Raw genomic sequence first — 25937 nt, 5'->3', positions numbered from 1 at the left:
GCGGTCGGGTGATCGGGCAGGACATGGTGGGGAAGAACTCAGCGCATGGCCTGCTTGCGCTCGGCCTTGGGATCACGGTTGCCGACCACCTCAAGTTCGGCATCCATCAACGTACGGCCGGTGGCCTGCAGGTAGACGTCATCGAGGCTGGGACGGCTCTGGGAGAGTGAGAACACGGAAAGCTCGGCCTCACTCAATTGGCGGCGCAGTTGCTCGATCACGGCCTCCCCATCCACCACCAGGTTGAGGGAATGTCCCTGGGCACGGTTGACCACCACCTGGCGCACGCCAGGGCAGCCCTGCAGCACCTGCTGCACCCGGGCCGACTCCGACTCATCACTGAATTCGCGCACCCGCAGAGTGACGCGATCGCCTCCAAGTGCGCGCTTGAGCTCGCTGGGGCTGCCCTCGGCAATCACCCGGCCACCGTCAAGGATCGCCAGCCGATCGGCGAGGGCATCGATCTCCTCCAGGTAATGGCTGCTGAGCAGAACTGTGGTGCCTGCGTCGCGCAGCTGCCGCAACACCTGCCAGATCACCCCACGGCTCTCGATATCCAGTCCGACGGTGGGTTCATCCAGCACCAGTACAGAGGGCTGATGCAGCAGGCCGCTGGCCAGATCAAGGCGGCGACGCATGCCACCGGAGTAAGTGCCGCAGCGACGGTCGATCCAACCCTCCATACCCAGAAGCTGGATCAGATCGTCGATGCGCTGGCGCAGATGGGGCGCGGCCAGGTGGTAAAGAGCGCCTTGGAGGTGCAGCATCTCCCGTCCGGTGAGAATCTTGTCGATCGCCACCTCCTGGGCCACATAGCCCAGGCGCTCGCGCACCTGGCGCGGCTGCTGAAGGGCATCGAGTCCAGCCACACGAACCCCACCCGCATCCGGGGCCAACAGGGTGCAGAGGATGCGCAGGGCGGTGGTCTTCCCAGCACCGTTTGGTCCAAGCAGGCCATAGAGGCTGCCGGCAGGAACATGAAGGCTGAGGCCATCAAGGGCCACGACCGGCCCGTACGCCTTGCTGATCTGATCCAGATGGATCATGGCTTCTGGCTGTACTGCTGACACACCGGCCCGGCCAATGGGAGCTTGCAATCTAGAAAGCGGGGGAGGGGAGATTGAGAGCAGCCAGCAATTCTCCGGTCTGGAGGCTGAAGGTTTCAGCTCCGGGCAGCCTGGCCAGCAGCAGCAGCAGGCAGATGCCGAATAGATAAAGGATCGACCAGCGGAACAGTCCCCGGGCCGGGGCGACCTCATCGGGATTGAGGCCCAGGGTGTGGGCCATCTGCAGCAAACGGGCGTTGAAGGGGATCACCAGCAGGCCGTAGAGCCAGCCGCCGGTGGGGAGTACGAGCACACCCAGCAGGCTCACCAGCACGGTGGCGCGGGCGTAATGGCCTATCGCCACTGCGGTCACCTCGGTCCCTTTGACCACCGGCAGCATGGGAATCCCGACCGAGCGGTAGTCCTCCTTGAGCAGGAGGGCCAGCGCCCAGAAATGGGCCGGGGTCCAGAGCATCACCAGGCCGAACAGCCACCAGCCGCCCAGACCCACATGGCCGGTGGCTGCAGCAGCGCCCACCAGAGGGGGGATCGCTCCGGCCACCCCACCGATGACGATGTTCTGGGTGGTGCGGGGCTTGAGCAGGGCGGTGTACAGCAGCACATAGCTGCACAGGCCCAGCAGGGAAAGCCCAGCAGCCAGACAATTCACGCCGCTCACAAGCAGCAGGGCAGCCGCGCAAGTGAGGGAGACCGCCACGGCGAAGGCGGTGGCGGCTGAAAGCCGGCCTGAGGGCAGGGCACGGCCGCTGGTGCGCAGCATGCGCCCATCAAGCTCCTGCTCCCAGAGGCAATTGAGAACCCCGGCAGCCGCAGAGGCCAGGGCGCCACCTCCGAGGGTGCAGGCCAGCCGCGGTGCCGTCATCGGCCAGCCCTCGGAGAGGGCCATTCCTCCAAGGGTGGTGGCCAGGAGCAGGGGAATCAGCCTGGGTTTGGCGATTTCGAGCCAGGGTGGCAAGCGCACCTTGGCTCGGGAAGGGACCACCTGGTCGCGGCTGCTGAGCTGGGGGCTGAGGCTGGTGGCGCTAACCATGGCAGGACTCGAGACGGGCGTTCTGGGGCTGGACGGAGGTGATTGCCTCGGAGGAGGGGATCGGCCGGTGGAGCATCGCCAGAGCGCTGAGCACCGCCACCAGCAGGGCGGCGGTGAGCTGGTGGGCCACCGTGACCAACGGCACCGCCAGGGAGAGGCGAAGCGTGAGCACCCCAAGGGCGATCTGCAGGCAAACCAGCAGAAGCGCGGCGAGGGCATAGGGGCCTTGTCGACTCCGTTTCCGGCTCACCAGCAGGTGGGCAGCCGCCAGCACCAGCACAGAGGCCGCCACGGGAGTAGCCAATTGACGGTGCAGGGCCAGCCAGCCGCAGGCCACACCTGACCTCAGGCAGCTGCCAGAGGCCCACTGGGTGGCCATCAGCGCACCGCTGACAGCCTGGATGAAAACAGCCAGAGCGGTGATGGCGGAGGCCAGCCACCAACCGTTGCGCCCAAGCCAGGCCAGAGGCGAAGCAACTATCGGCTCTGCAAACCGGGCCCGGGCAGCGGCTGGCTGGGCCATGGAGGAAGGGGCCAGCAGTTCACAATCAGCCAGTCCCTGGTGGATGGCACTCACCAGGGCAACAAGCACGAGGGCGGTGGAGAGGTGGGCAGTCACCACATCGAAACGGAGAAGCTGGGTGACAGTGAGAGCGCCGAGCAAGCCCTGCACCGCCACAAGGCCAAGAGCGGCTGCGCTGGCAGCGATCAGCCAGACCGGACGCCTGCCGGCGGGCCGCCTGAGCACAACCACCTGGAGGGCCACCAGAGCCAGCCCGACAAGAAAGGCATCCAGCCGGTGAAACCACTCCAGGAAGACCTGAAGGTTCATCTGGCGGCCCGGCAGGAAGGTGCCGTAACAAAGTGGCCAGTCTGGACAGGCCAGGCCGGCTTCCATGACCCTGGTGGCTCCACCGATGCCCACCAAGGCGATCAGCGCCACCACGAGATGGGAAGTCAGGAGAGTGGTTAGACGGGCGGATCGCATCTGCGAAAGCTAGCGATCACGGTTGGTGCTGCCGTCCGGTTGTGGGGAAGCACTCACGTGCTCGGCCAGGGCCCAACAGCAACGACTCGCCATCATGTGCTGAGTTCCTCACAGGTTTTCAACGCACACCGAAGGCCTGCGGACAGCCACGAGCGCCACGCCGGCGATCCCCATATGGTGGAGTGAGCTTTGTTCCAGTCGTGCCGATCCCCTCAGCCATTCTCAGCCTCGTTCTGGGAATGGCCCTTGTGCTCACTGGCCTCTGGATTGGCCAGAACGTTGAACTGCTGCCAGTTGCAGCCAGCTTGAATGCGCCGATTTACGACCAGCTGTTCAAGGTGCTTTTCAGCATTGGCAGCATCCTGTTCATCGGAATTTTTGGGCTTCTGTTATTCAGCTTGATCCGTTTCCGCCGCCGCGACGGTGAGACTGGAGATGGCGCAGCCGTCGAGGGAAATCTGCAGCTGGAGATTTTCTGGACCGCAATTCCAGCGATCGTGGTGCTGTTCGTTGGCATTTACAGCTACGACATCTATGACCGCATGGGTGGCATGGTTCCCCTCAGCGATCCCCACTCCATGCATGGCGCGGCGATGGCGCCGCAGGCGAGCGATGGCAGCTCAGGTGCCGTGATCCAGGCCTCCGTTCTCGGCACTCCCCCTGAGCCTTCCAAACGGATCTGGGGTGGAATCGGGTCCGGCCAGATCTCGGCTGGGCCAGCTCTCCCAGTCGAAGTGACCGCACTCCAGTTCGCCTTCCTGTTCCATTACCCGCAGGGCGACATCACCAGCGGCGAGCTGCATGTTCAGAAGGGTCAACCTGTTGAGTTACGCATGGAGGCCCGCGATGTCATCCATGCCTTCTGGGTGCCCGAGTTTCGTCTCAAGCAGGACATCATCCCCGGGCAGCCGACCCTGCTTACATTCACCCCGATCAAGGCCGGCAGTTATCCGATCATCTGCGCTGAGCTTTGCGGCCCGTACCACGGCGGCATGCGCTCCACAGTGGTGGTGCATGAGCCAGACGAGTTCGCAACCTGGTTCGAGAAGAACAACACAGCCACCGTGGCCATCGCTCCCAGCACCAGCTCCACCGGCTGATCTGGCGGCCGCGCTGAGCGGGCCTGAAGGCCCCAGCCTCCGGCAATCCAGCAGCTCAGTTTTCCCCCACCGCTTCGCCGCTCGCCCCCATGACCATCGCTCTTCCGCCTCAGACCAGTTCTTCGCCGCCTGGGCTTCAGCCCGAGGGTTGGCTGCGTTATCTCAGCTTCAGCCTTGATCACAAGGTGATCGGCCTGCAATACATGGTGGCAGGCTTCTTCTTCTATCTAGTCGGCGGAGCACTGGCCGGGATGATCCGGGTTGAGCTGGTGAGCCCGATCTCGGATTTCATCAGCCGGGAAACCTACAACGAGGTGCTGACCCTACACGGCACGGTGATGATCTTTCTCTGGATCGTGCCAGTGGTGAACGGTGCTTTCGGAAACTACCTGATTCCATTTTATGTCGGTGCCCGCGACATGGCTTTCCCGCGGCTCAATGCCGTGGCCTTCTGGCTGATTCCGCCGGCAGGTTTCCTGCTGATCGCCAGTTACTTCATCGCCGGTGCGGCCCAGTCAGGCTGGACGGCCTACCCACCCCTCAGCCTGACCACTCCCGCGGCGGGTCAGGTTGTCTGGATTCTGAGCGTGCTGCTGCTGGGCGGCAGCTCCATCTTCGGTGGCATCAACTTCATCGCCACGGTCCTGAAGATGCGCAGGCCAGGCCTGAAGATGATGCAGCTGCCGATGTACTGCTGGGCCATGCTGGGCACCAGCATTCTGGTGGTTCTCTCCACGCCGGTTCTGGCAGGCACTCTGGTGCTGCTCAGCTTCGACATCATTGCCCACACAGGTTTCTTCAATCCTGCCCTGGGCGGCAACGCGGTTGTCTATCAGCACCTCTTCTGGTTTTACTCCCACCCTGCCGTGTACATCATGGTGCTCCCTGCCTTCGGACTGGTGAGTGAGATCCTGCCGGTGCACGCCCGCAAACCGCTGTTCGGTTACACCACAATGGTGTACTCGATTCTGGGCATCGTGTTCCTGGGGCTGATCGTCTGGGCCCACCACATGTTCACCAGCGCCACACCGCCCTGGATGCGCCTGTTCTTCACGATTGCCACCGCCTTCATCGCCGTGCCCACCGGCATCAAATTCTTCAACTGGCTAGCGACCCTCTGGGGAGGCAAGATCGCCCTGAACAGCGCGATGCTGTTCTCTTGCGCCTTCATCGTTCACTTTGTCTTTGGAGGTATCACCGGCGTGGCCCTGGCCCAGGTGCCCTTTGATATCCACGTTCACGACACTTACTTCGTCGTTGGGCATTTCCACTATGTTGTTTACGGCGGAACGGTGTTTGTGATCTTCGGATCCATTTACCACTGGTTCCCGAAATTCACCGGTCGGATGCTTAATGAAGACCTCGGCCGGTTCCACTTTCTGATCACCTTCATCGGTTTCAACCTCTGCTTTGCTCCCCAGCACTGGCTCGGCCTCAACGGCATGCCCCGTCGCGTCGCCGAATATGATCCCCAGTTCACACTGATGAATCAGATCAGCAGTGTCGGCGCTCTGCTGATGGCAGTGAGCACCCTGCCGTTTCTGATCAACGTGTTCTGGAGTGCCTTCTCCGGCCGTGTAGCCGGCGACAACCCCTGGAACGCTCTCACACCTGAGTGGCTCACCAGCTCGCCTCCACCGGTGGAAAACTGGAAAGGAGAAGCCCCTTTGGTGCAGCACCCCTACGGCTATGGGGTTCAGCCTGGCCAGATCGATCTCGGAGCCGCTACCGGCCGCGAGATCTGGTCCAGCGGTCAATGATCAGGTCATGGCCTGGCCGTCGCGATGACTGCAGGCCCAGCCTTACGTCCAGCCATCCCTGATTTCCTCCTTCATCGCCAGGAGCCCAATGACAGCCTTCTCCCCCAGCTCGGATCAATCTCCCTCCAACACCCTCGCCCCGCCACTGCCTGACGGATCGGCGCCCTTGGCCCAGGTTGCGACCGAGAACGGCCATCCCGACCACCGCATGTTCGGCCTGGCCACATTCCTGGTGGCCGACGGCATGACCTTCGCAGGCTTCTTCGCCGCCTACCTGACCTTCCGGGCCGTGAATCCACTGCCAGCCGGTGCGGTCTACGAGCTTGAGCTGATCCTCCCCACGATCAACACCGTGCTGCTGGTGTTGAGCAGCTTCACCTTTCACCGCGCCGCCAAGGAACTGCGCCACGATCAGCTCGGGGCCTGCCGCCTCTGGTTGCTGATCACAGCGGGGCTGGGCCTGGCTTTCCTCGGAGGCCAGATGGTGGAGTACTTTTCACTACCCTTCGGCCTCACCGACAATCTCTATGCCAGCACCTTCTATGCCCTGACTGGATTCCACGGTCTGCACGTATCGCTGGGGGCTCTGATGATTCTGATCGTCTGGTGGCAAGCCCGCACCCCCGGACGATTCACGGCCGATCATCACTTCGGCGTTGAAGCCGCCGAGCTCTACTGGCACTTCGTCGATGGAATCTGGTTAGTTCTTTACGGCATTCTCTACCTGCTTTGAAGGGACCCTTGCCGAATCTGCATCCCCCTGGCCACAATCGGAGCTAGGACTGTCAAAACCATGTCGAACGTCATGCCGTCACTCGGCAGAACCATGCTCCAGGGCAAGGAGTTGCTCGACAAGGCCCGCTCCCTGAGCAACTGCTCGGAAGATGAAATCGCCCGGGGCTGCGGCTACGTGAGCCCGGGGGGACGGGTCCTCAAGAAGAGCTTTTACAGGGCTCTGGTGGAAGCCAAGGGCTACCGGCTGGGGGGAAGTGCGGCCAGCTCCGGGGCGAGCAAGGGGCGTCAGGCCGAGTTCCGCACCCGCGTGCATGGCAACGGCAACCTGCTGATCGGCCATGCCTACACCCGTCGCATGGGGTTGGAGCCCGGGCAGGAGTTTCACATCCAGATCCACCATGAAACCGGCTCTATCTGGTTGCTCTCCGTTGATGGCGACGCTGGAGATGCCGAAACCGGCCCTACATCACCGGCCCATCCCTGAAGATCGGGGCAGCAACCAGGCTGCGATTCAATCCTCGTCAGGATGGAATCCGGCGCCGAAGGCCAGCAGGTCGACACCGCTGAACAGGAAGCTCACCCCCACCAGGATCCCCAGCACCGAGAGCTGACCCCCCAGTTTCATCGACAGGATCAAGGCTCCGAGCACCAGGGTGACCAGGCCGTTGAGCAGGCCCCAGGCCCAGCCAGGCGCGCCCCGATGGCTGATCGCCACCAGCACCGCCACCAGACCTTCCACCAGAAAGACCACGCCTACTGCCAGGGAAAGGGCCGCCACCTGATCGGCCACCTGCAGCGGCCCTCCGCGGAACTGGGAGATCATCCAGCCGCCGGTCACCAGGAACAGGGTCGAAACCACAAGCCGCCAGAAGGTGTGGCGGCGGCTGAGCTGACGGGCCCTCACCAGGTTGTCGATCCAACCCACCAGACCACCCACCAGGAAGGCCAGGGCAACCATCGCCGTGATCCAGAAGGAGGCCACAACCGGAAACAGCAGCGCCAGCACCCCCAGCACCAGCATCAGCACCCCTTCGGCGATGGTGAAGGTGCGCAGGGCGGCCACCTGACGCTGATCGAGAGGGCGCAGGGGCGGGAGCGGCGTGGTCATGGTTGCCCAGTCAGCGTCGACGTCAATCAGGCTAGGGCGAGTCTCAGGGCCGACCAGCCTGAGCAGCGCCAGAAGCCCCGGGAACCCATGCCGGTCCTGGCTGCCCCTGTTCAGCCCCAACCATGCTCCGCCAGCCAGGACCGGTTCAGGGGCGGCGCCGAAGCCCGAGGGTGCGATTCATGCTGCAGCAAGCGTTCTGTGTACTTCGCCAGGAGATCCGCCTCCAGGTTGACCCGGTCGCCCACCTGCCGCTGCAGCAGGGTGGTGCTCCCCCAGGTGTGGGGGATGACAGCGATCCAGAAGCGCTCCCCGGCAGGGCTGCTGCCCGCCACCGTCAGGCTGATGCCGTCGACGGCCACGCTGGCTTTGTCGCAGACATAGCGGCCATAGGCGGGATCCTCCCAGGCAAGCTCCAGCCGCCAGGAGCCAGCGGCCTGCATCACCGCCAGCACTTCACCCACGCCATCGACATGGCCGCTGACCAGGTGCCCCCCCAAGCGATCCGAAAGCCGCAGCGCCGGCTCCAGATTCACGGCCGCACCGGCCTCGGCCTTGGCGGCCAGGGTGCTGCGCCGCAGCGTCTCCTCACTGACATCGGCTCGGAAGCCATCCACCATCAGGGCACTGACAGTGAGGCAGACCCCGTCCACCGCCACGCTGTCACCAAGGGCCAGGGGATCCAGGCCGCTCAGGCCCTCGATGGTCACGCCATGGGCGTGGCGCCGCAGGCGGCCCACCGCCTGAACCAGACCGGTAAACATTGGAGGTTGCGGCGCTGCTAGTCATAATCGGATAAAGGGCCAGCGCTTCAGGACAATGGTGGAGATGCGCGTCGCCGGAATCGCCCTGGATGCGGCCAGCCGCAGCCCGATCGTGCTGCTGCGGGACCCCTCCGGCCGCCGGCAGGTGCCGATCTGGATCGACCAGGCCCAGGCTCAGAACATTCTCGCGGGCCTGGGGGGAACGACTCCGCCCCGTCCCCTCAGCCACGACCTGATGGCCGCCCTGATGGCCGTGGGCGGGGTCAGCCTGGAGCGGGTGATCATCCATTCGATCGAGGACGCCACCTTCCGTGCCGTGCTCAAGCTCACCGACTCCGACGGCGAGGCCAGCGAACTCGACTGCCGGCCCAGCGACGCGATCGCGCTGGCCCTGCGCACCGGCAGCGGAATCTGGATGCTGGAAGAGGTGGTGGCCGACGCCTCGATCCCAGTGGATTCCGAGGCCGATGCCGAGGAAAAGGCCGATTTCCGCCGCTTTCTCGACCAGGTGAGCCCCGCTGAGCTGATCCGCAACCTCAGCCGGGCCCAGCGCCAGGACAACCCCGACAGTCGCGACGACGAGGCTGGCGACGACGAGCCGGGCCCAGGTGCTCCGGACAACGGTCCCGCCAACGGACCGATGGATGAACCTCCAGCCCCCTCCTCCAGCAACTCCTGAGGCCGGCGTGCCACCAGAGCGGCGTCCGTTCGGCTCCGGTCCTGGGGTTTCCCTGTTCACACTCGGCACGATGCGAGCCGCCGGCAGCCCCGAGCAGATGCTGGAGGTGCTGGAGGCCGCCCTTGACGCCTGCATCAACCACGTCGAGACCGCCCCGTCCTACGGACCGGCCGAGGCCTACCTGGGCCAGGCCCTGGCCAGGATCGCCACCAGCCGCCCCGGGGATCGCGACGATCTTGTGCTCACCAGCAAGATCCTCCCCGGCGCCTCTCTCGAGAGCGGCCAGGCCCAGCTGCTCGGCAGCCTGCAGCGGCTGGGGGTCCGCCGCCTCGACAACCTCGCTGTGCATGGGCTCAACAGGCCCGAGCATCTGGCGTGGGCCCTGGAAGGGGCTGGGGCGCGGCTGCTGGAGTGGGCCCTGGCGCAGGGGCTGGTGGGTCAGCTGGGGTTCAGCAGCCATGGCTCCACCCCCCTGATTGAGCGGGCCCTGGCCAGCGGGCGGTTCAGCTTCTGCAGCCTGCACCTGCACCTCTTCGATCAGGAGCGGCTGCCCCTGGCCCGGCAGGCCCTGGCCAGGGGCCTTGGGGTTCTGGCCATTTCGCCGGCCGACAAGGGCGGACGCCTCTACGACCCTCCCCCCGAGCTGATAGCCGACTGCGCGCCCCTGGAGCCTCTGCGGCTGGCATACCGATTCCTGCTGGCCGAGGGGATCAGCAGCCTGACCCTCGGTGCCGAGCAAAGGCAGGATCTTGAGCTGGCCAGGCAATTGAAGGCCGCCTCAGGCCCCCTGGACACCCAGGAGCTCCTTGCCCTCCACCATCTGGAGGCCAGCGGCCACGACCGCCTCGGTGCCGAGCGCTGCGGCCAATGCCGGGCCTGCCTGCCCTGCCCGAGCGGTGTCCCGATCCCCGAGCTGCTGCGCCTGCGCAATCTGACCCTGGGCCATGGCATGGAGACCTTCGCCAGCGAGCGCTACAACCTGATCGGCCGGGCCGGCCACTGGTGGGAAGCGCTCGATGCGAGTGCCTGTCGCAGCTGCGGCGACTGCCTGCCCCGCTGCCCCCATGGGCTGGAGATTCCCGCCCTTCTGGCAGACACCCACCGGCGCCTGGCAGCAGCCCCTAGGCGCCGGCTCTGGGGCTAGGAGCCGCTGCGGTCCCAGAGCGATTGCAACTCGCGGCGCTGCTCCTCCGCCAGCGGCGGCAGGGAGGTGCAGCGCGCCAGCAGGGCCGGCGCCGGATAGAGCAGGGCAGCCACCGCCGGCGGCCAGCTGGAGAGCGCAGCGGCCAGCAGGTCCCGACGCAGCGGCGGCACCCAGCCTGCCGCCAGCAGACGGTTGAGCAGGGGTCCTTCCCGGGCCTGCAGCAACCAGCGCAGCGGCGGAACCTCCCGGGTCTGGGCCGGGCGCAGCAGCAGGTTCCACCACAGGGCCGACCCGCTGGCGGGCAGCAGGGCGCTCAGGCGGGTGTCGCTGCGCAGCAGCGGCAGCACCCTCTGGCTTGGCAGCACGGCGGCCTCCACTTCGCCTGAGAGCAGCAGGTTGAGGCCATCGCGATCATCGAAGGCAGCGGCCTGGCGGCGCAGCCGGCTGAGCTGATCACCCAGGCGAGGGTCTCTGAGACTGGCCGGAGCATCCGGAGGCAACCCCAGCTGACGCAGGGCCAGATCGATCACCAGCCGCGGCGAGGAGGGCAGCAGCAGCTGACCTCGCAGGCTCGGGTCCAGCAGCAGCGCCCAACCCTCAGCCGCCCGGGCCACCAGGTCGCGGCGGTTGCGCAGCACCAGCAGCCAGGTCCCGAAGGACCAGGGGTAGGCCAGGGCGGGTGCCGGTTCAGGGCGGAACAGGCGGGTGAGCGGCTGGGCCTCGGGCGCCAGCCCCTCCCAGAGCTCAGCTGAGGCAGGGGAGCCCGCCGATACGAATGGTTGCCAGGCATCTGCATCCATCGTCTCCAGCCAGCCGTCCCCCAGCTGCACCAGGGCGGCAGCGCGGGCGGAGAGCACCGCTTCTGGGCCTTCCACGGCCTGGGCCCGCCAGGGATCCGGCAGTCGTTTTGCCCAGACGGCGGGCAACTCCCCACGCCCATACACCAGCTGCGCGCCGGAGCCCCGACCGCAGCCCCCCACCAGGCCCAGGCCTGCAAGGGCAGAGAGCTGCAGCAGCCTGCGGCGGCTCATGGAGCAGCTGAGAGGACGGGGATCGGCCTGCATGGCTGGACCCTAGGAGGCGATCAGATGCAGTCCTGCAGCTCCTCCATCGCCAGATCGCAGGCGGCAGCCAGGGCGCCTGGGGAGCGGCCGCTCAGCTCCCAGAGCAGGGCGAGCCCGCCGGCACCTACCCCCTCCTTGACGTACCCCCGCTCGTAATCGCGCAGGGCAACGCTGCGGCAGGCGCCAAAGCGCAGGGAACTGGCAAAGGCCATCGGCCTGACTCCCCAGCGCTCCCCGAGGCGCTCCAGCAACAGGCTGAGATTGCTGCCGGGCTCCTGGGCCACCCAGGCGGTGGTGGCGATGGCCCCGTGGTTCGCCAGACAGGATCGCTGGCTGGCCGGTGCCAGGGCCAGGGCCAGGGCCAGCACGGCGGCCATCTGGCTGCCCCCGGCCAGCAGCACCGGTACTCGCCGGCTGGCGATCCCCAGCAACAGTCCCGTCGCCAGGGCCTGCATCGGATCGCCCACGGCGGCCAGCACCGCCAGGGGATCGAGCGCCAGCAGCGCTCCGGGAACCGGGTGAGCCTCAGACAGCCCCAACCCCAGTCCCGCCGCCGCCAGCCCGCGAGCAGTGAGCTCACTCTTGAGCGCATGGGCCGGCTGGCGCAGGCTGCCGCTCACCAGACCCGCAGCTTCCACCCCCAGCCCAGTGAGCACCGCCTGAGCCGTGCTGGTGCCCCCCGGCACGCATTCGGCAATCAACACCGGGGGCGGCTCGCCCGTCGCGGTGTCGTGGTGGGCCGCACACCAGCGGGCTCCCCAGCGCTGGCCCAGACGCAGCAGCCGCTCCACCCGTTGCCTCGGCATCGCAGCTCCGCTGCTGAGGCAACGGGCCGGCGTGCCGCCCAGGCGCAGGTGGGAGACCGCCGGTGCCACGGCGCAGCCCAGGTCGGCCACCAGCGGCACCAGAGACAGCTCCCGGCAGACCACATGGGAAATCAGGGCCGGGCTGACCCCGGCGGGCAGAGGTGGCAGGGCGTGGGGCCGCTGCCCCGACGGGCCAAGCAAAAGCAGCTCCGCGTCGGCGGCGGCGGTGTGGAGACGCACCTCAGGGGTGGCTCCGGCAGCGGAGATGCCTGGCACCGCCGCTGTATCGGTACCGGCCAGCAGTAACAGGATCTGGCTGGCGGGCCAGTCGCGAGCCAGGCGCTCACACCAGCGGCGGGCCTGGTCCGGGTCACCGCAGAGGCTGATCAAGGGGAATCAGAGTGGATCGAGCGCCACCAGGGAACGCAACTGGGGCGGCGGCTCACTGATCGGGGCCTGCAACCGGGGGAAGATCCAGTAAGCCACTGCATGGAGCGCCAGCACGTAGATCAGGTTCTGCACCAGCACCAGAGCCAGGGCCATCAGCTGCACCTGCAGCAGATCGGGGCCGACCCCCAGGTTGAGCAGCGAGCTGAGGCGCTCGAGCACACCGGCGGCAGCGGCAGTGATCAATACCCAGAGGTTCTCCCCCAGCAGGAGCGAGAGAACTGCCACCCGCACCAGAAAGCCACCACTGCCGATCAGCAGGCCCACACCCCAGGTGAGCCACCAGCTGCGCCGGGCACCCCAGCCCCAGCCAAGCCACAGGGCCAGCAGTCCGTAGGGGAAAAGCACCAGGGGCCCACGGATCGGGCCCATCAGCGCCACCAGCAGCAGAGACGCCACCACAGCCCCCTCCCAACCGGGCCTCCAACCCTGACGCACCTGCAGAAGGGCCAGTGGCAGGGGCAGGGCCAGTCGAAACAGGGCTCCACCCACGGGCAGGTAGTAGAGGCCCGCCCAGAGCAGGGCGGTGGCAGAGGCCAGATAGGCAGTTTCCACCAGCTGGCGGGCCTGGCGGGGGCTGAGGCTGGTGGTGGGGGGAGACGAGGGAGGCATTGCAGCAGGCTCAGCGGGGGGCCGGGGCAGGGCTGGAGGCCGGGGCGACCGCGTTGGAGCCCCCAGGAGCGGTGGCACGGCCGCCATCTGATGGCATCCGCTCGATCGTCTCCACCTCGAAACTCACCCCCGCGGCCCGCAGGGCCTCGGTGACTACCTCGGCGGGGGCGGAGGGATCAGCCACGGGCAGCTTGATGGTGATTCGGTAAGCAGCAGAACTGGCGGGGGAGCGAGGGGCAGAACCAGCCGCCTGGGAGCTGGCGACGGGCTTGGCAGGCTTGGTGGCAGCCGCCTCACCAGGCTTGGCAGATCCGCTCGCCCCGGCCGTGCCTGCCGGCGAGGTGGGCGAAGGGGACGGGAGCGGCGCGGCGGCTTTCCCGGCAGCGGAGCTGGTCCCTGCCGCTCCAGTGGCATTGCCGGCGCCGGCCTCTGATCTGGTGTCTGTGGAACTCCCCGGAGCAGCTGCAGGGGTTGCCGGTGCTCCAAAACTGCCGGCAAGACGATCACCGAGAGGAGTGCCGCTGCAGGCGGACAGGGCAGCGAGCAGAACGGCCGCCAACCACGCCAGGCTGAGGCCATGGATCAGGGGGCGGGCCATCAGCCCGAGCCAGCCTGGATGATGCGCACCGAGCTGGCCCTGGGGCGGCCCGTCTTGGTGGTGGAGGGGATCTTGGGCTTGCTGGCAGCAGCTGCCTTGGGCTGGGCTTTGGGTTTGGCCTTTGACGAGCCGGCCTTGGAGGCGGCAGCCTTGGTGGCGGCAGCTTTCGTCGCACCGGCTTTACCGGTCTTGCTCTTGCCGCTGGCTGCCTTGGCCGCCAGCAACTCGACGGCCTGTTCCAGGGTGACGGCCTCGGCGCCGGTGCCCTCGGGCAGGGAGGCATTGACCTTGCCCTGCTTCACGTAGAGGCCGTAGGGGCCATCGAAGACCTGGATGGCTTCGCTTGCGCCTTCGGGGGTGCCGAGATCGCGCAGGGCGGTGCGTCCACCCCGACCGCGCTTGGGCATGGCCAGCAGCTCCAGGGCCCGCGACAGGTCCACTGCCAGCACGTCGTCCTCAGCCTTAAGCGAACGGTAATCCTTTTCGCCTTTGCCCTTGTCGTGCACCACATAGGGGCCAAAGCGCCCCAGACCCGCCTGAACCTTGCCACCGTCCGGGTGCTCCCCGAGCTGGCGCGGCAGCCGCAGCAGGCCAAGGGCATCTTCAAGGCTGAGCTCCTCCGGTTTGACGCCCTTGGGCAGGGAGGCCCGTTTCGGTTTGGGGACCTCATCGCTCACCTGCCCCCGCTGCAGGTAGGGCCCGTACTGGCCGAAGATCAGGTAGATGGCTTCGCCGGTTTCTGGATCGACACCGATGGATTCCGGTCCTTCGCTCTTCTGGCGCAGGATCAGCTCGGCCTGCTCGCTATCGAGTTCTCCCGGGGTGATCTCCTGGGGAAGGGTGGCCTTGATCAGCTCCTCGTTGCCGTCGTCATCCACCCGCTTGGCCTCGAGGTAGGCGCCGAAACGGCCGATCCGCACCACACAGGGGAGGCCCTCCAGCTCGATCGTGCGCGAGACGGTGGGGTCGATGTCGTCCTCCCGCTGCTGCACCTGGGTTTCCAGGCCCTTCTCCCCCTTGTAGAACTCGGTGAGATAAGGGAGCCACTCCAGCTTGCCGGTGGATATCTCATCCAGGCTCGACTCCATCCGGGCGGTGAAGCTGGTGTCAACCAGGTCGGGGAAATGGCCCTCCAGCAGGGCGGTCACGGCGAAGGCCGTGAAGCTGGGGGTGAGGGCGTTGCCAGAGAGCGTGGCGTAGCCACGGTCGACAATCGTGCCGATGATGCTGGCGTAGGTGGACGGGCGACCGATGCCCTCCTTCTCCAGCATCTTCACCAGCGCGGCCTCGCTGTAGCGCGCCGGCGGCTGGGTCTGATGGCCGAGGGCCTCCACCCCGGAGCAGGCGGGCCGGTCATCGACGGCGAGGGAAGGCAGGAGCACTTCCTGGCCTTCAAGAGCGGCGTCGGGATCGTCGCTGCCCTCCACGTAGGCCCGGAAGAAGCCGGGAAAATCAATGCGCTTGCCGCTGGCTCGGAAGCTGGCCTCCGCCACCTTCAGCTCCACGCTCAGCATGGTCAGCCGTGCCTCTGCCATCTGAGACGCCACGGTGCGCTTCCAGATCAGCTCGTAGAGGGCCAGATCCTTGCCATCAAGACCACTGTCTCTGGGGGTACGGAAGGAATCGCCAGATGGGCGGATCGCCTCGTGGGCCTCCTGGGCATTGCGGGATTTGGTGCTGAATTGCCGCGGCGCCGGACTGAGGTACTCGGGCCCGTACTTCTCACTGACACAGGCACGGGCGGCGTTGATCGCCTGATCGGAGAGATGCACCGAGTCGGTGCGCATGTAAGTGATGAAGCCGCGCTCGTAGAGCCCCTGGGCGGTGCGCATGGTGTCGCGGGCGGAGAGGCGCAGCTTGCGGTTGGCCTCCTGCTGCAGGGTGCTGGTCGTGAACGGCGGCACCGGCTTGCGCGTGGTGGGCTTGGCCTCCACCTCAGCGACACGCCAGGGTTGACTGAGCACCGTTTCCCGCAGATTTCGGGCTTCCGATTCCTCCAGCAGACGCACCTTGCTGCCGACCTTGAGCGCGCCGGTGGTTTCGTCGAAATCAGAGCCGCCGGCGATCCTTTCAGCACCGACATGGGTGAGCCTGGCCTCGAACTCACTGCCGCCGTGCTCCAACCTGGCCTTGAGATCCCAGTAGGAACCACTGCGGAAGGCCCGGCGGGCTCGCTCACGCTGCACCAGCAGCCGCACCGCCACCGACTGCACCCGACCGGCGGAGAGGCCCCAGGCCACTTTCTTCCAGAGCAGGGGGGAGAGGGTGTAACCCACCAGCCGATCCAGGATCCTCCGGGTTTCCTGGGCATGGACCAGCTCCATGTCCAGATCACGGGTCTCCTCAAGGGCGCGGCCGATCGCCTCCTTGGTGATCTCGTGAAACACCATCCGCTTGACGGGAACCTTGGGATTGAGCAGCTCCTGCAGGTGCCAGCTGATGCTCTCCCCCTCCCGATCCTCGTCCGTGGCCAGCAGCAGCTGATCGGCACCCTTGAGGGCCTCCTTCAGCTCCTTGACAACCTTTTTCTTGTCCTTTGGAACCACGTAGAGCGGTTCGAACTGGTGGGCCGTGTTGACGCCGAGGTTGGCCCACTTCTCCCCTTTGTGGGCAGCGGGAATCTCACTGGCGTTGTTGGGCAGGTCACGCACGTGTCCCATGGACGCCTCGACCCGGAACTCCTTCGGCAGGTAGCCGCGGATGGTGCGGGCCTTGGTGGGGCTCTCGACGATGACCAGCGTGTGCGCCACAGGCAGGCATGAACCGGTTCCCTCTTTATCGCATCGGGGGGCCGCACTGCCAAACAAGCTGCCAAACAAGCCCTGCCATCGCGGCTACAGTCCGCAGCATCACGACCTGCCGAAGACCAGTGATGACGGTGTTTTGCGCCTTGACCGCTGGGGGAGCTCCAGCCATCACGGCTCTGCAGCTCAACGCCGGTGCCATTGCTCCTGAAAGCGCCGTACTGGTTGCCCTGCTGGTCTGTCTTCTGGTCGATCTGGCCGGTGAGGAAGCCGCCAGCCGCTGGGTGCCGCCCATCTGCTACGCGGGGCTGGGCACCGCCCTGGTGCTGCTGGCCCTGCAGTGGAACGCACCCCTGGAGCCCTCCTTCATGGGATCGTTCCTGGCCGACAATCTCGCGATCGCCTTCCGCGGCGTCGTAGCCGCCTCCACCCTGCTCTCCCTGCTGATCAGCTGGCGCTATGTGGAGCGCAGCGGCACGCCGGTTGGGGAGTACGCAGCGATCCTGCTGGCGGCCACACTGGGGGCAATGTTCCTTTGCGGCGCAACCGATCTGGTGAGCATCTTTATCTCGCTGGAAACCCTGTCGGTCTCGAGCTATCTGCTCTCCGGGTACATGAAGCGGGATGCCCGCTCCGGGGAAGCCGCCCTCAAGTACCTCCTGGTGGGTTCAGCAGCCGCGGCGGTGTTCCTCTATGGCGCCTCCCTGCTCTACGGCCTCACAGGTGGCGAAACAAGCCTGGAGGCGGTGGGTCTGGCCCTGCAGACCAGCGCCACCCCCGTGACGGCCCTGGCCCTGGTATTCGTTCTGGCCACGGTGGCCTTCAAGATCGCGGCGGTGCCCTTCCACCAGTGGACACCGGATGTCTACGAGGGCTCGCCGACCCCTGTGGTGGCCTTCCTCTCGGTGGGCTCGAAAACAGCAGGCTTCGCCCTTGCCCTGCGACTGCTGGTGGGCTGCTTCGAGAGCTTCGATGCCCAGTGGAAGGTGCTCTTCACGGTGCTGGCCATCCTGAGCATGACCCTGGGCAACGTGGTGGCCCTGGCCCAGACCTCTATGAAGCGGATGCTGGCCTATAGCTCCATCGGACAGGCCGGATTCGTGATGATCGGTCTGGTCTGCGGCACCGAGGACGGCTACGCCGCCATGGTGCTTTACATGGCGGCCTACCTGTTCATGAATCTGGGTGCTTTCGCCTGCATCATTCTCTTCTCCCTGCGCACCGGCAGCGACCGCATCTCCGATTACGCCGGTCTGTACCAGAAGGATCCCCTGATCACCCTGGGCCTGAGCCTCTGCCTGCTATCCCTGGGCGGAATACCTCCGATGCTGGGATTCTTCGGCAAGATCTATCTCTTCTTCGCCGGCTGGGCCGATCAGCAATATCTCCTGGTGGTAGTCGGACTGATCACTTCAGTGGTGTCCATTTACTACTACATCTCCGTGATCAAGATGATGGTGGTGAAGGAACCCCAAGAGGCCTCCGATGTGGTGAAGGCATACCCGGAGATCAGCTGGAACCTCGCTGGAATGCAACCCTTGCGGACCGCGCTGGTGGGCTGTGTGCTGGTGACGGCCATCGGTGGAGTCCTCTCCAATCCGTTGTTCACCTGGGCCAATGCCGCCGTGGCCGGCACGCCGATGCTCCAGCGTGCGATCGCGGCCAGTGAATCCGCCGCCGCGGCCCTGGGATGAGCGGACTGAGCGCCCCAGCCTCTTCAACTCGCCCCGGTGCCAGTCAGGTGGCTGATCAGGAACCGGTCGCTCGCCTCGAGCACATCACCAAGATCTACGGGTCCGGTGATACGGAGGTGAGGGCCCTCGATGACCTCTGCCTCACGGTCCAACCAGGTGACTATCTCGCGGTGATGGGCACCTCCGGGTCGGGCAAAAGTACAGCCATGAACATCATTGGCTGCCTGGATCGCCCCACCTCCGGCAGCTACCTGCTGCGGGGAACTCCAGTGGAGCAACTCGATGACGACGCCCTTGCGGATTTGCGCAACCGCAGTCTTGGCTTCGTGTTCCAGCAGTTCCACTTGCTGCCCCAGATGAGTGCGCTCGACAATGTGATCCTGCCGATGGTGTATGCCGGCATCCCCGCCAAGGAGCGCCGTGAGCGTGCCGTGGCTGCACTGGAGAGGGTGGGGCTGGCCCAGCGCCTGCGCAACAAGCCCAACGAACTCTCAGGAGGCCAGCAACAGCGGGTGGCGGTGGCCAGGGCGATCATCAACCAGCCGGCCCTGCTGCTGGCCGATGAGCCCACCGGTGCTCTCGATTCCCACACCACCCAGGAGGTGCTGGAGATCTTCGACGACCTCCATCGTCAGGGAATGACGGTGGTGCTGGTGACCCACGAAGACGACGTGGCCGCACGGGCCCAGCGGGTGGTTCATTTCCGCGACGGCCGCATCGCCGACTGAGCCACTCATCCAGGATCAACCAGCACCAGGATCAGCCTGCCGCCTGGGTTGGGGGCACAGGCCGCTCCAGGCTCTGCAACAGCTGGCCCATCAGCAGAGCGATGGCATCGGGGCCACCGACCGCCGAACCGCCGGGATCGAGCATGCCGGGGTCCACAGCCACCCAGCCGCCGTTCTCAGGCAGCCGCAGTTCGAAATGGAGGTGAGGACCCGTACTCAGGCCAGTGCTGCCCACCCGTCCGATCACGGCGCCCTGCTTCACCTGTTCGCCTTCCTTGACGTAGAGCTCAGAGAGGTGCCCATAGAGGGTGCGGCGCAGGGGATTCCTGTGCTCGATCTCCACCGCCAGCCCGTAACCGCCGGCCACACCGCTGCTCACCACCCGCCCGGCGAGAGCTGACACCACGGGGGTGCCTTCCGGAGCTGCCAGATCCTTGCCGGCGTGCATCAGCCAGCTGCCCAGCACCGGGTGCAATCGCCAGCCGAAGCCGCTGGTGGTGACCGCGGAGCCGATCAGGGGAAAGAGCAGGCCCCGGTTGCCATTGCCCGCCAGGGGAGCTGGGCGGGGGGTCACACCGAAGACGTCACTGAGGCGAAAACTGCCGCCGGCCCCGGAGAGCAGAGCCGATACGGGCACGGTGATCGGAGGGAGGGGCAGGCCGTCGCTACCGAAGCGGCCCATGCCGGCCATGAGCGTTCCACTGGTCTTACCGCCGTTGTCGAGGCGCTCCTCCTCCAGGGGATTGCGCCCACGCCAGCGCACGGACACGCCGGTGCGGCACTCCTGCTCTGAGAGAGCGCCATTGCTGCATGCCTGTTGGTGGGCAGGCAACTCCCCGGGCCGCAGGGCACCGGAGGATTGAACCCGGCTGCGCTCAGCAGGGGTCACGACCCCCTGGCGCACCAGTTCGTCAAGCGACTGATCAAAGCGGCGGGGCTGGCCCTGGGGAACCTGATCAAAACCCGGCTTCAGCGGCGCCGGGAGATCGTTGGCCAGGCGAGGTGAAAGGGCGCGGGGAGCTGGCGCCGGTGGGGGCACAGCCGGAGCAGCCAGGGTCTTGGGTGCGGCCGGTGCAGCAGGCTCAACAGGGGCCGTCAGCTCTGCCGGAGGCTGCAACTGAGCCAGGCTGAGGGGAGCTGACACCAGCACCAGGGAGCCCAGCAGCAGGCGGTTGTACCAGGAGTAGCGACGCAAACCGGAATCAGAGTTGATTGGCAGGAGCATAAGAAACCCTGCCTGTGTTCAGCCACACAACTGACCCCCTCGGCAAGTGGGCCCCTCAGAAGCTGCGCCTGAGCACAATCCGCTTTCCAGCGCGGCTAAGCAGCAGGCCGCCATCCACGCTCAGGCCCTCCACCTGCCAGCGTTCCTGGCGGTAGGTCATCCCCTCGACGGGCACCAGCAGGCGGCGCTCAGCCAGGCGGCGCACAAGTTCGGGGCTGGTGCTGCGGAACACCGCCCACTCCAGAGCGGCCAGCACGCGAGCCGTCAGGACGGGCACATCGCTGGCCGTGGTCTGACGGCCGAGAGCCTCGCGCAGGCTGATGGCACCGGCCGGCGCCCGGTTGCGGCCATTGAGACCGACCCCCACCCTGGCCAGGCGAATCGCTGGCCCCCGCAGGCTCAGGCGCGGCAGCAGGCCAGCCAGCTTGCGCCCGTTCACCAGCAGATCGTTCGGCCACTTGAGCTGAACGGTCAGACCGAGTGCCTCCAGCTGGAGGGCCAGGCCCACCGCCACGGCCAGCCCCAGCGCCGAGCTGCCACCAGGCTCCGCCGGCCAGGGCAGGGCCGCGCTCAGCCACACCCCACCCGGTGGAGAGATCCAGGGCCGCCCCTGTTGGCCATGACCGAAACGCTGGTGGCCGGCCAGCACCGCCAGCGGTGGCTGGCCTCCGGAGGCCAGTTCCCGCTCCAGCCGCTGCTCGGTGCTGCCGCAGCAGGGCCACCACATAAGCCGCCAGGGCAGCCGCGGCGCCGGCAAGTCCGGACCCAGCGTGGCGCCTGCTTGACGTCGCGCCGCCTGAACCTTGCCGATCACGGCTTTCTCAATAGCTGGGGCTCAGTGCACCATCGAGGCGGCGCAGCCACTCGCCAATCCGCTCGGCGCCCGCCTCCAGCTCCTCCACCGGGTGCACCAGCGCCAGTCGCATCCAGCCCTCGCCGCTGGGGCCAAAGCCGTTGCCGGGGGTCAGCGCCACGCCGGTGGCCTCCAGCAGGGCCGCGCAGAACGACTCCGAATCGAGACCCCGGGCCCGGGCCACCTCCGGCAGGCCCAGCCAGAGGTAGAGCGCCATCGAGGGCCGCTGCAACGGCCAGCCCTGGGCCTCCAGGGCCGCCGCCATGCGGTCGCGGCGCAGCCGGTACACGTCCCGCAGCTGCGCCGGCCACTGGGGCGCCTGCTCCAGGGCAGCGATCGCCCCGGCCTGGAGGGCCAGCGACTGGTTGAAGTCCACCACGCCCTTGAGCTGGCGCAGGGCTGTGATCAGGGGCTCGGCGCCGATGGCGAAGGCCAGGCGGAAGCCTCCCAGGCACCAGCTCTTGGAAAAGGAAAAGAACTCGATGCCGCAGCTGCGCCAGTGGGGATTGAGCAGCAGCGCCGGCGCCTGGCCTTCAAGGGCCAGGTCCACATAGGGGTTGTCATGAGCGAGCACGAAGCCATGGCGCCGGGCCCGCGCGACGGCCTGATCCAGCCACTGCTGCTCTCCCACCGTGGCGGTTGGGTTGTGGGGAAAGCCGAGGACCATCAGCTTCAGTTGGTCCCAGACGGCCGGGGAGATCGCCTCGAACTGGGGCTGCCAGCCCTGGTCGACGCGCAGTGGCAGCAACTCGGTGCGGGCTGAGGCGAGCTGCAGCCCACCGTGGTGAGAGGGGTAGTAAGGATCAAGCAGCAGGGCGGGCTCGCCGGGGTTCAGCACTGCCAGGGGCAGGTGGGCCGTGCCCTCCTGGGAGCCCACCAGCAGCAGGACCTCACCCTCAGGGTCAACGGCCACGCCGAAACGTCGCTGGGCCCAGGCCGCCACAGCCTCCCGGAACGGCAGGGTGGCGCCGTGGAGGCAGTAAGAGGCACTGCTGGGCAGTTTCATGGCCGCGGCCATGGCCTCCAGTGCCACTTGCGGAGGGGGCAGGTCGGTGGAGCCGAGGGAGAGATCCAGCAGAGGTGGCCTCCCGGGGGGCAGCTCCGGGTTCAGCAGACCCTCGCTGTAGGCGATCTTGCGCCGGTCGTTGCGCGCGAAGACACCCTGACCCAGGCGGGTGACCCGTTCAGAGATGGGCATCCAGGAAGGCCTTGAGCTGGGGTTTGGCCATGGCGCCCTCGTGGCGAGCCAGTTCCTTGCCGTCGCGGAACAGGATGAGGGTGGGAAGACCCTGGATCTTGTGGCTGTCGCGGACGCCGGGATTCGGATCAGCTTCGAGTTTGCCCACCTGCAGCCGCCCGCCGTACTCAGCCGCAGCCCAGTCCATCAGGGGGGACATCAGCCTGCAAGGGCCACACCAGCTGGCCCACACATCAACCAGAACCGTGCCGGGGGCGGCAAGCACGTCAGCCTCGAAGTTGGCATCGGTGAAAACAGCAACGGCCACAGACCCGGTTCAACTGGAGGGATTGTATGGAGCCGGCCGGGGTCGCCAGGGAGATCAGATCCTCCTGGCTGAACTCAGAGCTTGTCGATCGAGCGTTTCAGTTCCTCAAGCTCGGCGTCCACCTCAGCCACCTTCACCGGTTCGAGCTGGGGAACCGGGCCGTTCTCGACCGGCAGGGCGATCGGATGGGCTCCGCCCTCGAGGCGGGTCTTCAGAGCGGCGAGCTCGTCGTCAACGTCGGTGCCTTCAAGGGCCGCAAACTGACTTTCGAGATCGGCGCCGGCCAGCTCGGCAGCCGCCTGGCTGCGGGCCTCCTGCTGCAGCACCTTCTCCTCCATCTGCTCGAAGGCGGCCATGGCGTTGTTGGTGCCCAGACCGCTCACGGCGCTCTGAAGCTGCTCCTGAGCCTGGGCTGCCTGGGAGCGGGCCTTGAGCATGTCCTTCTTGGTCTTCGCCTCGGCGATCTTTCCCTCAAGGGCAGTCAGGCTCTTCTTGAGCGTTTCCACCTGACCGGCCTGGCTGCTGAGCTGGGCGTTGAGAGCCGTGGCAGTGTCCTGGTAAGTCTTGCGGCGGCTTAGGGCCTCACGGGCCAGATCCTCCCTGTTCTCCTTGAGAGCCAGCTCGGCCTTGTTCAGCCAGGCTTTGCTCTGGGAGTCAGCCTGCTCCGCCTGGTTCTGAAGCCGTTTCTGACTGGCGATCGCGGTTGCCACGGCCTGGCGCAGTTTCACCAGGTCGGACTGCATGTCCGCCACGGACTGATCCAGGATCTTGGCGGGATCCTCGGCCTTGCTGACCAGATCGTTGAGGTTGGCCCGCAGCAGGCGGCTGAGCCGGTCGAAGAAGCCCATGGGTCGTGGTGGGGGCAACTCGGAGGGTAGCCGCTGTGGCTCACCGGAACACGGACGGTTGCCCGCACCCTCACTCCCTAATCTCAGGCCATGGCCAAGGCTCCGCAGGATCAGGTGCGCCGGATCGGCAACGTGAGCGTGCTGATGCCGGCACCTCCGGCGCCGATCGTTGCAGTGGGCTCCTGCCTGGAGAAGATCCAGCAGGAGTGGCGGCGGGCCGGCAGCCTGGCCGCCCTTTGGCAGGCCTGGCCTCGGATCGCCGGCGACCAGCTCGCCCCCCACTGCCGCCCTCTCAGCCTCCGCGGCGGAGTGCTGACCGTTGGCGCCCAGCATCCCCAATGGCTGCAGGCCCTCCGCTACAACCGCCATCAGTTGCTGGGCGCCTTGCGGGGGTCCGGTTTTCCCGTCCGCGACCTGCGCTTTCGTCAACACCAGTCCCATGCCGCCGGGCTGCCGGGCAGTGAGGACATCGCCCAAGTCTGGGCTGCCCATCCCAGTCGGGTGGACGTGCACGGGCTCGGACTCTGCCCGGCCTGTTGCAGCCCCGCCCCAGCAGGTGAACTGGCCCGCTGGGGCCACTGCGGCCTCTGCCACCGCAACCTGGAGGAGGCCGGAAGTCAGTAACGCTCGGGCACCGGCCGCTGCCAGGTGGGCTCCACTCCACCGGCCCGCAGCTCAGCGGCCCGTCGCTGGAGCCGGCCCCGATCGAGGCGCCAGAGCCGGTACAGCCCAGAGCGGCCCAGCTCGACTGGAGCCAGGCCCTGCCAGTGGGGCTTCCTGGCCGTGCCCTGATCGATCACCACCAACACAGTGGATTGAACCTCAGCGGAACTGGGGCTAAGACCCAGCCGGTGTTCCCGCTCGAGGCGATCAGCCAGGTTCACCAGCGCGGTGCGGGATGTTCCCTCGTAGAGGACCACCTGACGGGTGTAGTAGTGCAGCGACGGCTTGAGGATTCCCACCATCGCCAGGGGCTCGGAGCCCAGGCGCTGCAGCCGAACCTGCTGGGCCACCGTCCGTACCGGCAGCCCCCTCACCCGGTCCCCGAGGTTCCACATCGGCAGGACCGCCAGCAGGTGAAACAGCAACAGGGCCAGCTGGGCTGGCACCAGCCCCCAGGGACGGGGCTTCGGCCTCCAGCAGAGCCAGAGCCCGGCCAGAGTCGCCAGGGCAAAACAGACCGCCGCCCGCAGCACCAGGCCACTGGCCAGCAACTCCGCCGGCAGGGTGGGCATCTCCGGATCGTTGATCAGGGGAATCCAGAGGGGCGAGAGCGCCAGGACCAGGGTGAGCGCTGCCATCAGTGCCACGGAAGCCCCCAGGGCCCAGCGGCTGGCCCGGCCCCCTTCGGCGGCGGTGAGGGCGATCAGCAGGCCGGCGGCCGGCGTGGCGGGCAGCCAGTAACTGGGAAGTTTCGTGGCGGCCAGGGTGAAGAAGATCAGCACGGCCAGCAGCCAGCAGGCGGCGTAGCTGGCCAGGGAGCCGGCGGGATCGGGCAGGACGGCACCGGGGGGCACCGGCCCACGCCAGCGGCGCCAACAGCGGCCCAGGGCCCTGAACAGGCCGAGCAGGAGCAGGGGAGTGAAAGGAAGGCCGGCCAGCAGCAGTACCGGCGCGAAATACCACCAGGGCTGGAGATGCTGGTTCACCACAGAGGTGAACCTCTGCACGTTGTGATAGCCGAAGAAGCTGGCCCAGAACGGCTCGCCTTCCAGGGCCAGAGCCGCCAGATACCAGGGGAGGGCCACCAGAGCGGTGATTGCCAGACCCGGCAGGGGCCGCAGGCGTCGCCAGAGCTCCCCGAGGCGGCGCTGGCTGAGCCCGAACCCCAGCAGGGTCAGGGCCGCAAGGGCCAGGGCCACCGGCCCCTTGGCGAGCACCGCCAGGCCGAGCACGATCCAGGCGGGCCAGACCGCTCGGCGGGGCTCAGCCCAGCTCTGCCAGAACAGCAGCAGCGACACTGCAAGACAGCCGGTGAGCAGGGCATCGCTGACGGCGATCCGCCCCCAGAGCAGGATCAAGGGCGAGAGGGCAAAGGCCAGAGCAGCCCCGAGGGCGGTGCAGGCGGCGCGCAGCCCACCGCCCGACTGTGGCCAGCGCAGCAGGGTGTACCCCAGGCTGAGCATCACAGCGATCACCGACAGGGCCGAGGGCAGTCGAGCGGCCCAGGTGCCCAGGGGGTTCCACTGCTCCTGGCCGGGGATCGCATAGCCCACTCCCATCAGCCAGTAGATCAGCGGCGGCTTGTCGTAGCGCGGCAGTCCATTGACGTGGGGAATCAGCCACTGGCCGGTTTCGGCCATGGCCCGGGCGGAAGCGGCGAACAGGGGAGGTGTCTCATCAACCAGCCCTGTGGCGCCGAGCTGCCAGAGAAACAGGGCGATGCCCAACACCAGGATCAGGCCGAGCACCGCCCAGCGACCAGTGGCACGTTGACCCCC

The 25937-nt window shown here is 66.9% G+C and carries 25 protein-coding genes; 9 read left to right on the top strand and 16 right to left on the bottom strand.

Going from position 1 to position 25937, the window contains the following annotated elements:
- Nucleotides 1-38 precede the first annotated feature (38 nt).
- From KBY77_RS03305 to KBY77_RS03295, 3 genes are read right to left on the bottom strand one after another with little or no spacing between them, the layout of a single operon-like run.
- Complete coding sequence (locus KBY77_RS03305) at nt 39-1046, bottom strand: ATP-binding cassette domain-containing protein (protein ID WP_255102172.1); 1008 nt, start codon at nt 1044-1046, stop codon at nt 39-41.
- A gap of 52 nt (nt 1047-1098) precedes the next feature.
- Nucleotides 1099-2097 (bottom strand): heme o synthase, encoded by a 999-nt coding sequence (locus KBY77_RS03300; RefSeq protein WP_255102171.1) that lies wholly within the window; start codon nt 2095-2097, stop codon nt 1099-1101.
- Nucleotides 2090-3085: a heme A synthase gene (locus tag KBY77_RS03295; RefSeq protein ID WP_255102170.1), complete on the bottom strand. Its 996-nt coding sequence runs from the start codon at nt 3083-3085 to the stop codon at nt 2090-2092. Before KBY77_RS03295 ends, KBY77_RS03300 begins: the two co-directional genes overlap by 8 nt.
- 200 nt (nt 3086-3285) lie before the next feature.
- Between KBY77_RS03295 and KBY77_RS03290 the strand changes: the two genes are divergently transcribed.
- From KBY77_RS03290 to KBY77_RS03275, 4 genes are all read left to right on the top strand, one after another.
- Entirely contained in the window at nt 3286-4185 is a 900-nt protein-coding gene (locus KBY77_RS03290; protein WP_255102169.1) for a cytochrome c oxidase subunit II, read from the top strand.
- 89 nt (nt 4186-4274) lie between these two features.
- Entirely contained in the window at nt 4275-5945 is a 1671-nt protein-coding gene (gene ctaD / locus KBY77_RS03285; protein ID WP_255102168.1) for a cytochrome c oxidase subunit I, read from the top strand.
- Nucleotides 5946-6153: 208 nt separating this feature from the next.
- Nucleotides 6154-6678, top strand: coding sequence for a cytochrome c oxidase subunit 3 (locus tag KBY77_RS03280; protein ID WP_255102448.1), 525 nt, complete (start codon nt 6154-6156; stop codon nt 6676-6678).
- 93 nt (nt 6679-6771) lie between these two features.
- Nucleotides 6772-7164, top strand: coding sequence for an AbrB family transcriptional regulator (locus KBY77_RS03275; RefSeq protein WP_255102447.1), 393 nt, complete (start codon nt 6772-6774; stop codon nt 7162-7164).
- A gap of 27 nt (nt 7165-7191) precedes the next feature.
- Here KBY77_RS03275 and KBY77_RS03270 read toward each other — a convergent pair whose 3' ends face one another.
- Nucleotides 7192-7788 carry an HdeD family acid-resistance protein gene (locus tag KBY77_RS03270; RefSeq protein ID WP_255102167.1) on the bottom strand — a complete coding sequence of 199 codons (597 nt, stop codon included), beginning with the start codon at nt 7786-7788 and terminating at the stop codon, nt 7192-7194.
- A 110-nt stretch (nt 7789-7898) separates the two neighbouring features.
- A complete protein-coding gene (locus tag KBY77_RS03265) occupies nt 7899-8549 on the bottom strand; it encodes a riboflavin synthase (protein ID WP_255102166.1) in 651 nt (216 codons plus the stop codon).
- Nucleotides 8550-8604: 55 nt separating this feature from the next.
- Between KBY77_RS03265 and KBY77_RS03260 the strand changes: the two genes are divergently transcribed.
- Together KBY77_RS03260 and KBY77_RS03255 are read left to right on the top strand one after the other, a co-directional pair.
- Nucleotides 8605-9228 (top strand): bifunctional nuclease family protein, encoded by a 624-nt coding sequence (locus KBY77_RS03260; protein ID WP_255102165.1) that lies wholly within the window; start codon nt 8605-8607, stop codon nt 9226-9228.
- Nucleotides 9194-10372, top strand: a complete 1179-nt coding sequence (locus KBY77_RS03255) for an aldo/keto reductase (RefSeq protein ID WP_255102164.1) — start codon at nt 9194-9196, stop codon at nt 10370-10372. Before KBY77_RS03260 ends, KBY77_RS03255 begins: the two co-directional genes overlap by 35 nt.
- On the opposite strand, the gene KBY77_RS03250 is transcribed toward KBY77_RS03255, so the two are convergent.
- From KBY77_RS03250 to topA, 5 genes are read right to left on the bottom strand one after another with little or no spacing between them, the layout of a single operon-like run.
- Nucleotides 10369-11436 (bottom strand): hypothetical protein, encoded by a 1068-nt coding sequence (locus tag KBY77_RS03250; protein WP_255102163.1) that lies wholly within the window; start codon nt 11434-11436, stop codon nt 10369-10371. The two genes, KBY77_RS03255 and KBY77_RS03250, sit on opposite strands and share 4 nt — an antisense overlap.
- 20 nt (nt 11437-11456) lie before the next feature.
- Nucleotides 11457-12632 (bottom strand): nicotinate-nucleotide--dimethylbenzimidazole phosphoribosyltransferase, encoded by a 1176-nt coding sequence (locus KBY77_RS03245; protein ID WP_255102162.1) that lies wholly within the window; start codon nt 12630-12632, stop codon nt 11457-11459.
- A gap of 6 nt (nt 12633-12638) precedes the next feature.
- Entirely contained in the window at nt 12639-13301 is a 663-nt protein-coding gene (locus KBY77_RS03240) for a DUF2232 domain-containing protein (RefSeq protein ID WP_255102161.1), read from the bottom strand.
- A gap of 10 nt (nt 13302-13311) precedes the next feature.
- Complete coding sequence (locus KBY77_RS03235; RefSeq protein WP_255102160.1) at nt 13312-13899, bottom strand: hypothetical protein; 588 nt, start codon at nt 13897-13899, stop codon at nt 13312-13314.
- Entirely contained in the window at nt 13899-16649 is a 2751-nt protein-coding gene (topA, locus tag KBY77_RS03230) for a type I DNA topoisomerase (RefSeq protein WP_255102159.1), read from the bottom strand. Before topA ends, KBY77_RS03235 begins: the two co-directional genes overlap by 1 nt.
- Before the next feature lie 122 nt (nt 16650-16771).
- On the opposite strand from topA, the gene KBY77_RS03225 reads away from it, so the two are divergent.
- A complete protein-coding gene (locus tag KBY77_RS03225; RefSeq protein WP_255102158.1) occupies nt 16772-18337 on the top strand; it encodes an NAD(P)H-quinone oxidoreductase subunit N in 1566 nt (521 codons plus the stop codon).
- Nucleotides 18334-19065, top strand: a complete 732-nt coding sequence (locus tag KBY77_RS03220; protein ID WP_255102157.1) for an ABC transporter ATP-binding protein — start codon at nt 18334-18336, stop codon at nt 19063-19065. Before KBY77_RS03225 ends, KBY77_RS03220 begins: the two co-directional genes overlap by 4 nt.
- Before the next feature lie 31 nt (nt 19066-19096).
- Here KBY77_RS03220 and KBY77_RS03215 read toward each other — a convergent pair whose 3' ends face one another.
- From KBY77_RS03215 to KBY77_RS03195, 5 genes are all read right to left on the bottom strand, one after another.
- Entirely contained in the window at nt 19097-20278 is a 1182-nt protein-coding gene (locus KBY77_RS03215; protein ID WP_255102446.1) for a M23 family metallopeptidase, read from the bottom strand.
- 67 nt (nt 20279-20345) lie between these two features.
- Entirely contained in the window at nt 20346-21104 is a 759-nt protein-coding gene (locus tag KBY77_RS03210; protein WP_255102156.1) for a biotin--[acetyl-CoA-carboxylase] ligase, read from the bottom strand.
- Nucleotides 21105-21111: 7 nt separating this feature from the next.
- Nucleotides 21112-22341 (bottom strand): aminotransferase class I/II-fold pyridoxal phosphate-dependent enzyme, encoded by a 1230-nt coding sequence (locus KBY77_RS03205; RefSeq protein ID WP_255102155.1) that lies wholly within the window; start codon nt 22339-22341, stop codon nt 21112-21114.
- Complete coding sequence (locus KBY77_RS03200; protein ID WP_255102154.1) at nt 22328-22648, bottom strand: thioredoxin domain-containing protein; 321 nt, start codon at nt 22646-22648, stop codon at nt 22328-22330. The genes KBY77_RS03205 and KBY77_RS03200 overlap by 14 nt, the downstream gene beginning before the upstream one ends.
- Nucleotides 22649-22722: 74 nt before the next feature.
- Nucleotides 22723-23496 carry a PspA/IM30 family protein gene (locus tag KBY77_RS03195; RefSeq protein ID WP_255102153.1) on the bottom strand — a complete coding sequence of 258 codons (774 nt, stop codon included), beginning with the start codon at nt 23494-23496 and terminating at the stop codon, nt 22723-22725.
- A gap of 90 nt (nt 23497-23586) precedes the next feature.
- On the opposite strand from KBY77_RS03195, the gene KBY77_RS03190 reads away from it, so the two are divergent.
- Nucleotides 23587-24120 carry a DUF721 domain-containing protein gene (locus KBY77_RS03190; protein WP_255102152.1) on the top strand — a complete coding sequence of 178 codons (534 nt, stop codon included), beginning with the start codon at nt 23587-23589 and terminating at the stop codon, nt 24118-24120.
- Here KBY77_RS03190 and KBY77_RS03185 read toward each other — a convergent pair.
- On the bottom strand, nt 24114-25907 hold the full coding sequence (locus tag KBY77_RS03185) for a glycosyltransferase family 39 protein (RefSeq protein WP_255102445.1): 1794 nt from the start codon (nt 25905-25907) through the stop codon (nt 24114-24116). The genes KBY77_RS03190 and KBY77_RS03185 overlap by 7 nt on opposite strands.
- Between the last annotated feature and the right edge of the window lie 30 nt (nt 25908-25937).

The organism is Synechococcus sp. Cruz-7E5, from assembly GCF_024345995.1.
GTDB lineage: Bacteria > Cyanobacteriota > Cyanobacteriia > PCC-6307 > Cyanobiaceae > Regnicoccus_A.
This window is presented reverse-complemented; position numbering and strand designations above follow the sequence as displayed.

Bases quoted from the DNA above. Each gene is read 5' to 3' on its own strand.
- KBY77_RS03250 (WP_255102163.1), bottom strand. From the start codon at position 11,436: ATGCAGGCCGATCCCCGTCCTCTCAGCTGCTCCATGAGCCGCCGCAGG.
- KBY77_RS03220 (WP_255102157.1), top strand. From the start codon at position 18,334: ATGAGCGGACTGAGCGCCCCAGCCTCTTCAACTCGCCCCGGTGCCAGT.
- ctaD (WP_255102168.1), top strand. From the start codon at position 4,275: ATGACCATCGCTCTTCCGCCTCAGACCAGTTCTTCGCCGCCTGGGCTT.
- KBY77_RS03280 (WP_255102448.1), top strand. From the start codon at position 6,154: ATGTTCGGCCTGGCCACATTCCTGGTGGCCGACGGCATGACCTTCGCA.
- KBY77_RS03205 (WP_255102155.1), bottom strand. From the start codon at position 22,341: ATGCCCATCTCTGAACGGGTCACCCGCCTGGGTCAGGGTGTCTTCGCG.
- KBY77_RS03260 (WP_255102165.1), top strand. From the start codon at position 8,605: ATGGTGGAGATGCGCGTCGCCGGAATCGCCCTGGATGCGGCCAGCCGC.
- KBY77_RS03235 (WP_255102160.1), bottom strand. From the start codon at position 13,899: ATGGCCCGCCCCCTGATCCATGGCCTCAGCCTGGCGTGGTTGGCGGCC.
- KBY77_RS03275 (WP_255102447.1), top strand. From the start codon at position 6,772: ATGCTCCAGGGCAAGGAGTTGCTCGACAAGGCCCGCTCCCTGAGCAAC.
- KBY77_RS03270 (WP_255102167.1), bottom strand. From the start codon at position 7,788: ATGACCACGCCGCTCCCGCCCCTGCGCCCTCTCGATCAGCGTCAGGTG.
- KBY77_RS03190 (WP_255102152.1), top strand. From the start codon at position 23,587: ATGGCCAAGGCTCCGCAGGATCAGGTGCGCCGGATCGGCAACGTGAGC.
- KBY77_RS03225 (WP_255102158.1), top strand. From the start codon at position 16,772: ATGACGGTGTTTTGCGCCTTGACCGCTGGGGGAGCTCCAGCCATCACG.
- KBY77_RS03305 (WP_255102172.1), bottom strand. From the start codon at position 1,046: ATGATCCATCTGGATCAGATCAGCAAGGCGTACGGGCCGGTCGTGGCC.
- KBY77_RS03255 (WP_255102164.1), top strand. From the start codon at position 9,194: ATGAACCTCCAGCCCCCTCCTCCAGCAACTCCTGAGGCCGGCGTGCCA.
- KBY77_RS03300 (WP_255102171.1), bottom strand. From the start codon at position 2,097: ATGGTTAGCGCCACCAGCCTCAGCCCCCAGCTCAGCAGCCGCGACCAG.
- KBY77_RS03240 (WP_255102161.1), bottom strand. From the start codon at position 13,301: ATGCCTCCCTCGTCTCCCCCCACCACCAGCCTCAGCCCCCGCCAGGCC.
- KBY77_RS03265 (WP_255102166.1), bottom strand. From the start codon at position 8,549: ATGTTTACCGGTCTGGTTCAGGCGGTGGGCCGCCTGCGGCGCCACGCC.
- KBY77_RS03295 (WP_255102170.1), bottom strand. From the start codon at position 3,085: ATGCGATCCGCCCGTCTAACCACTCTCCTGACTTCCCATCTCGTGGTG.
- KBY77_RS03195 (WP_255102153.1), bottom strand. From the start codon at position 23,496: ATGGGCTTCTTCGACCGGCTCAGCCGCCTGCTGCGGGCCAACCTCAAC.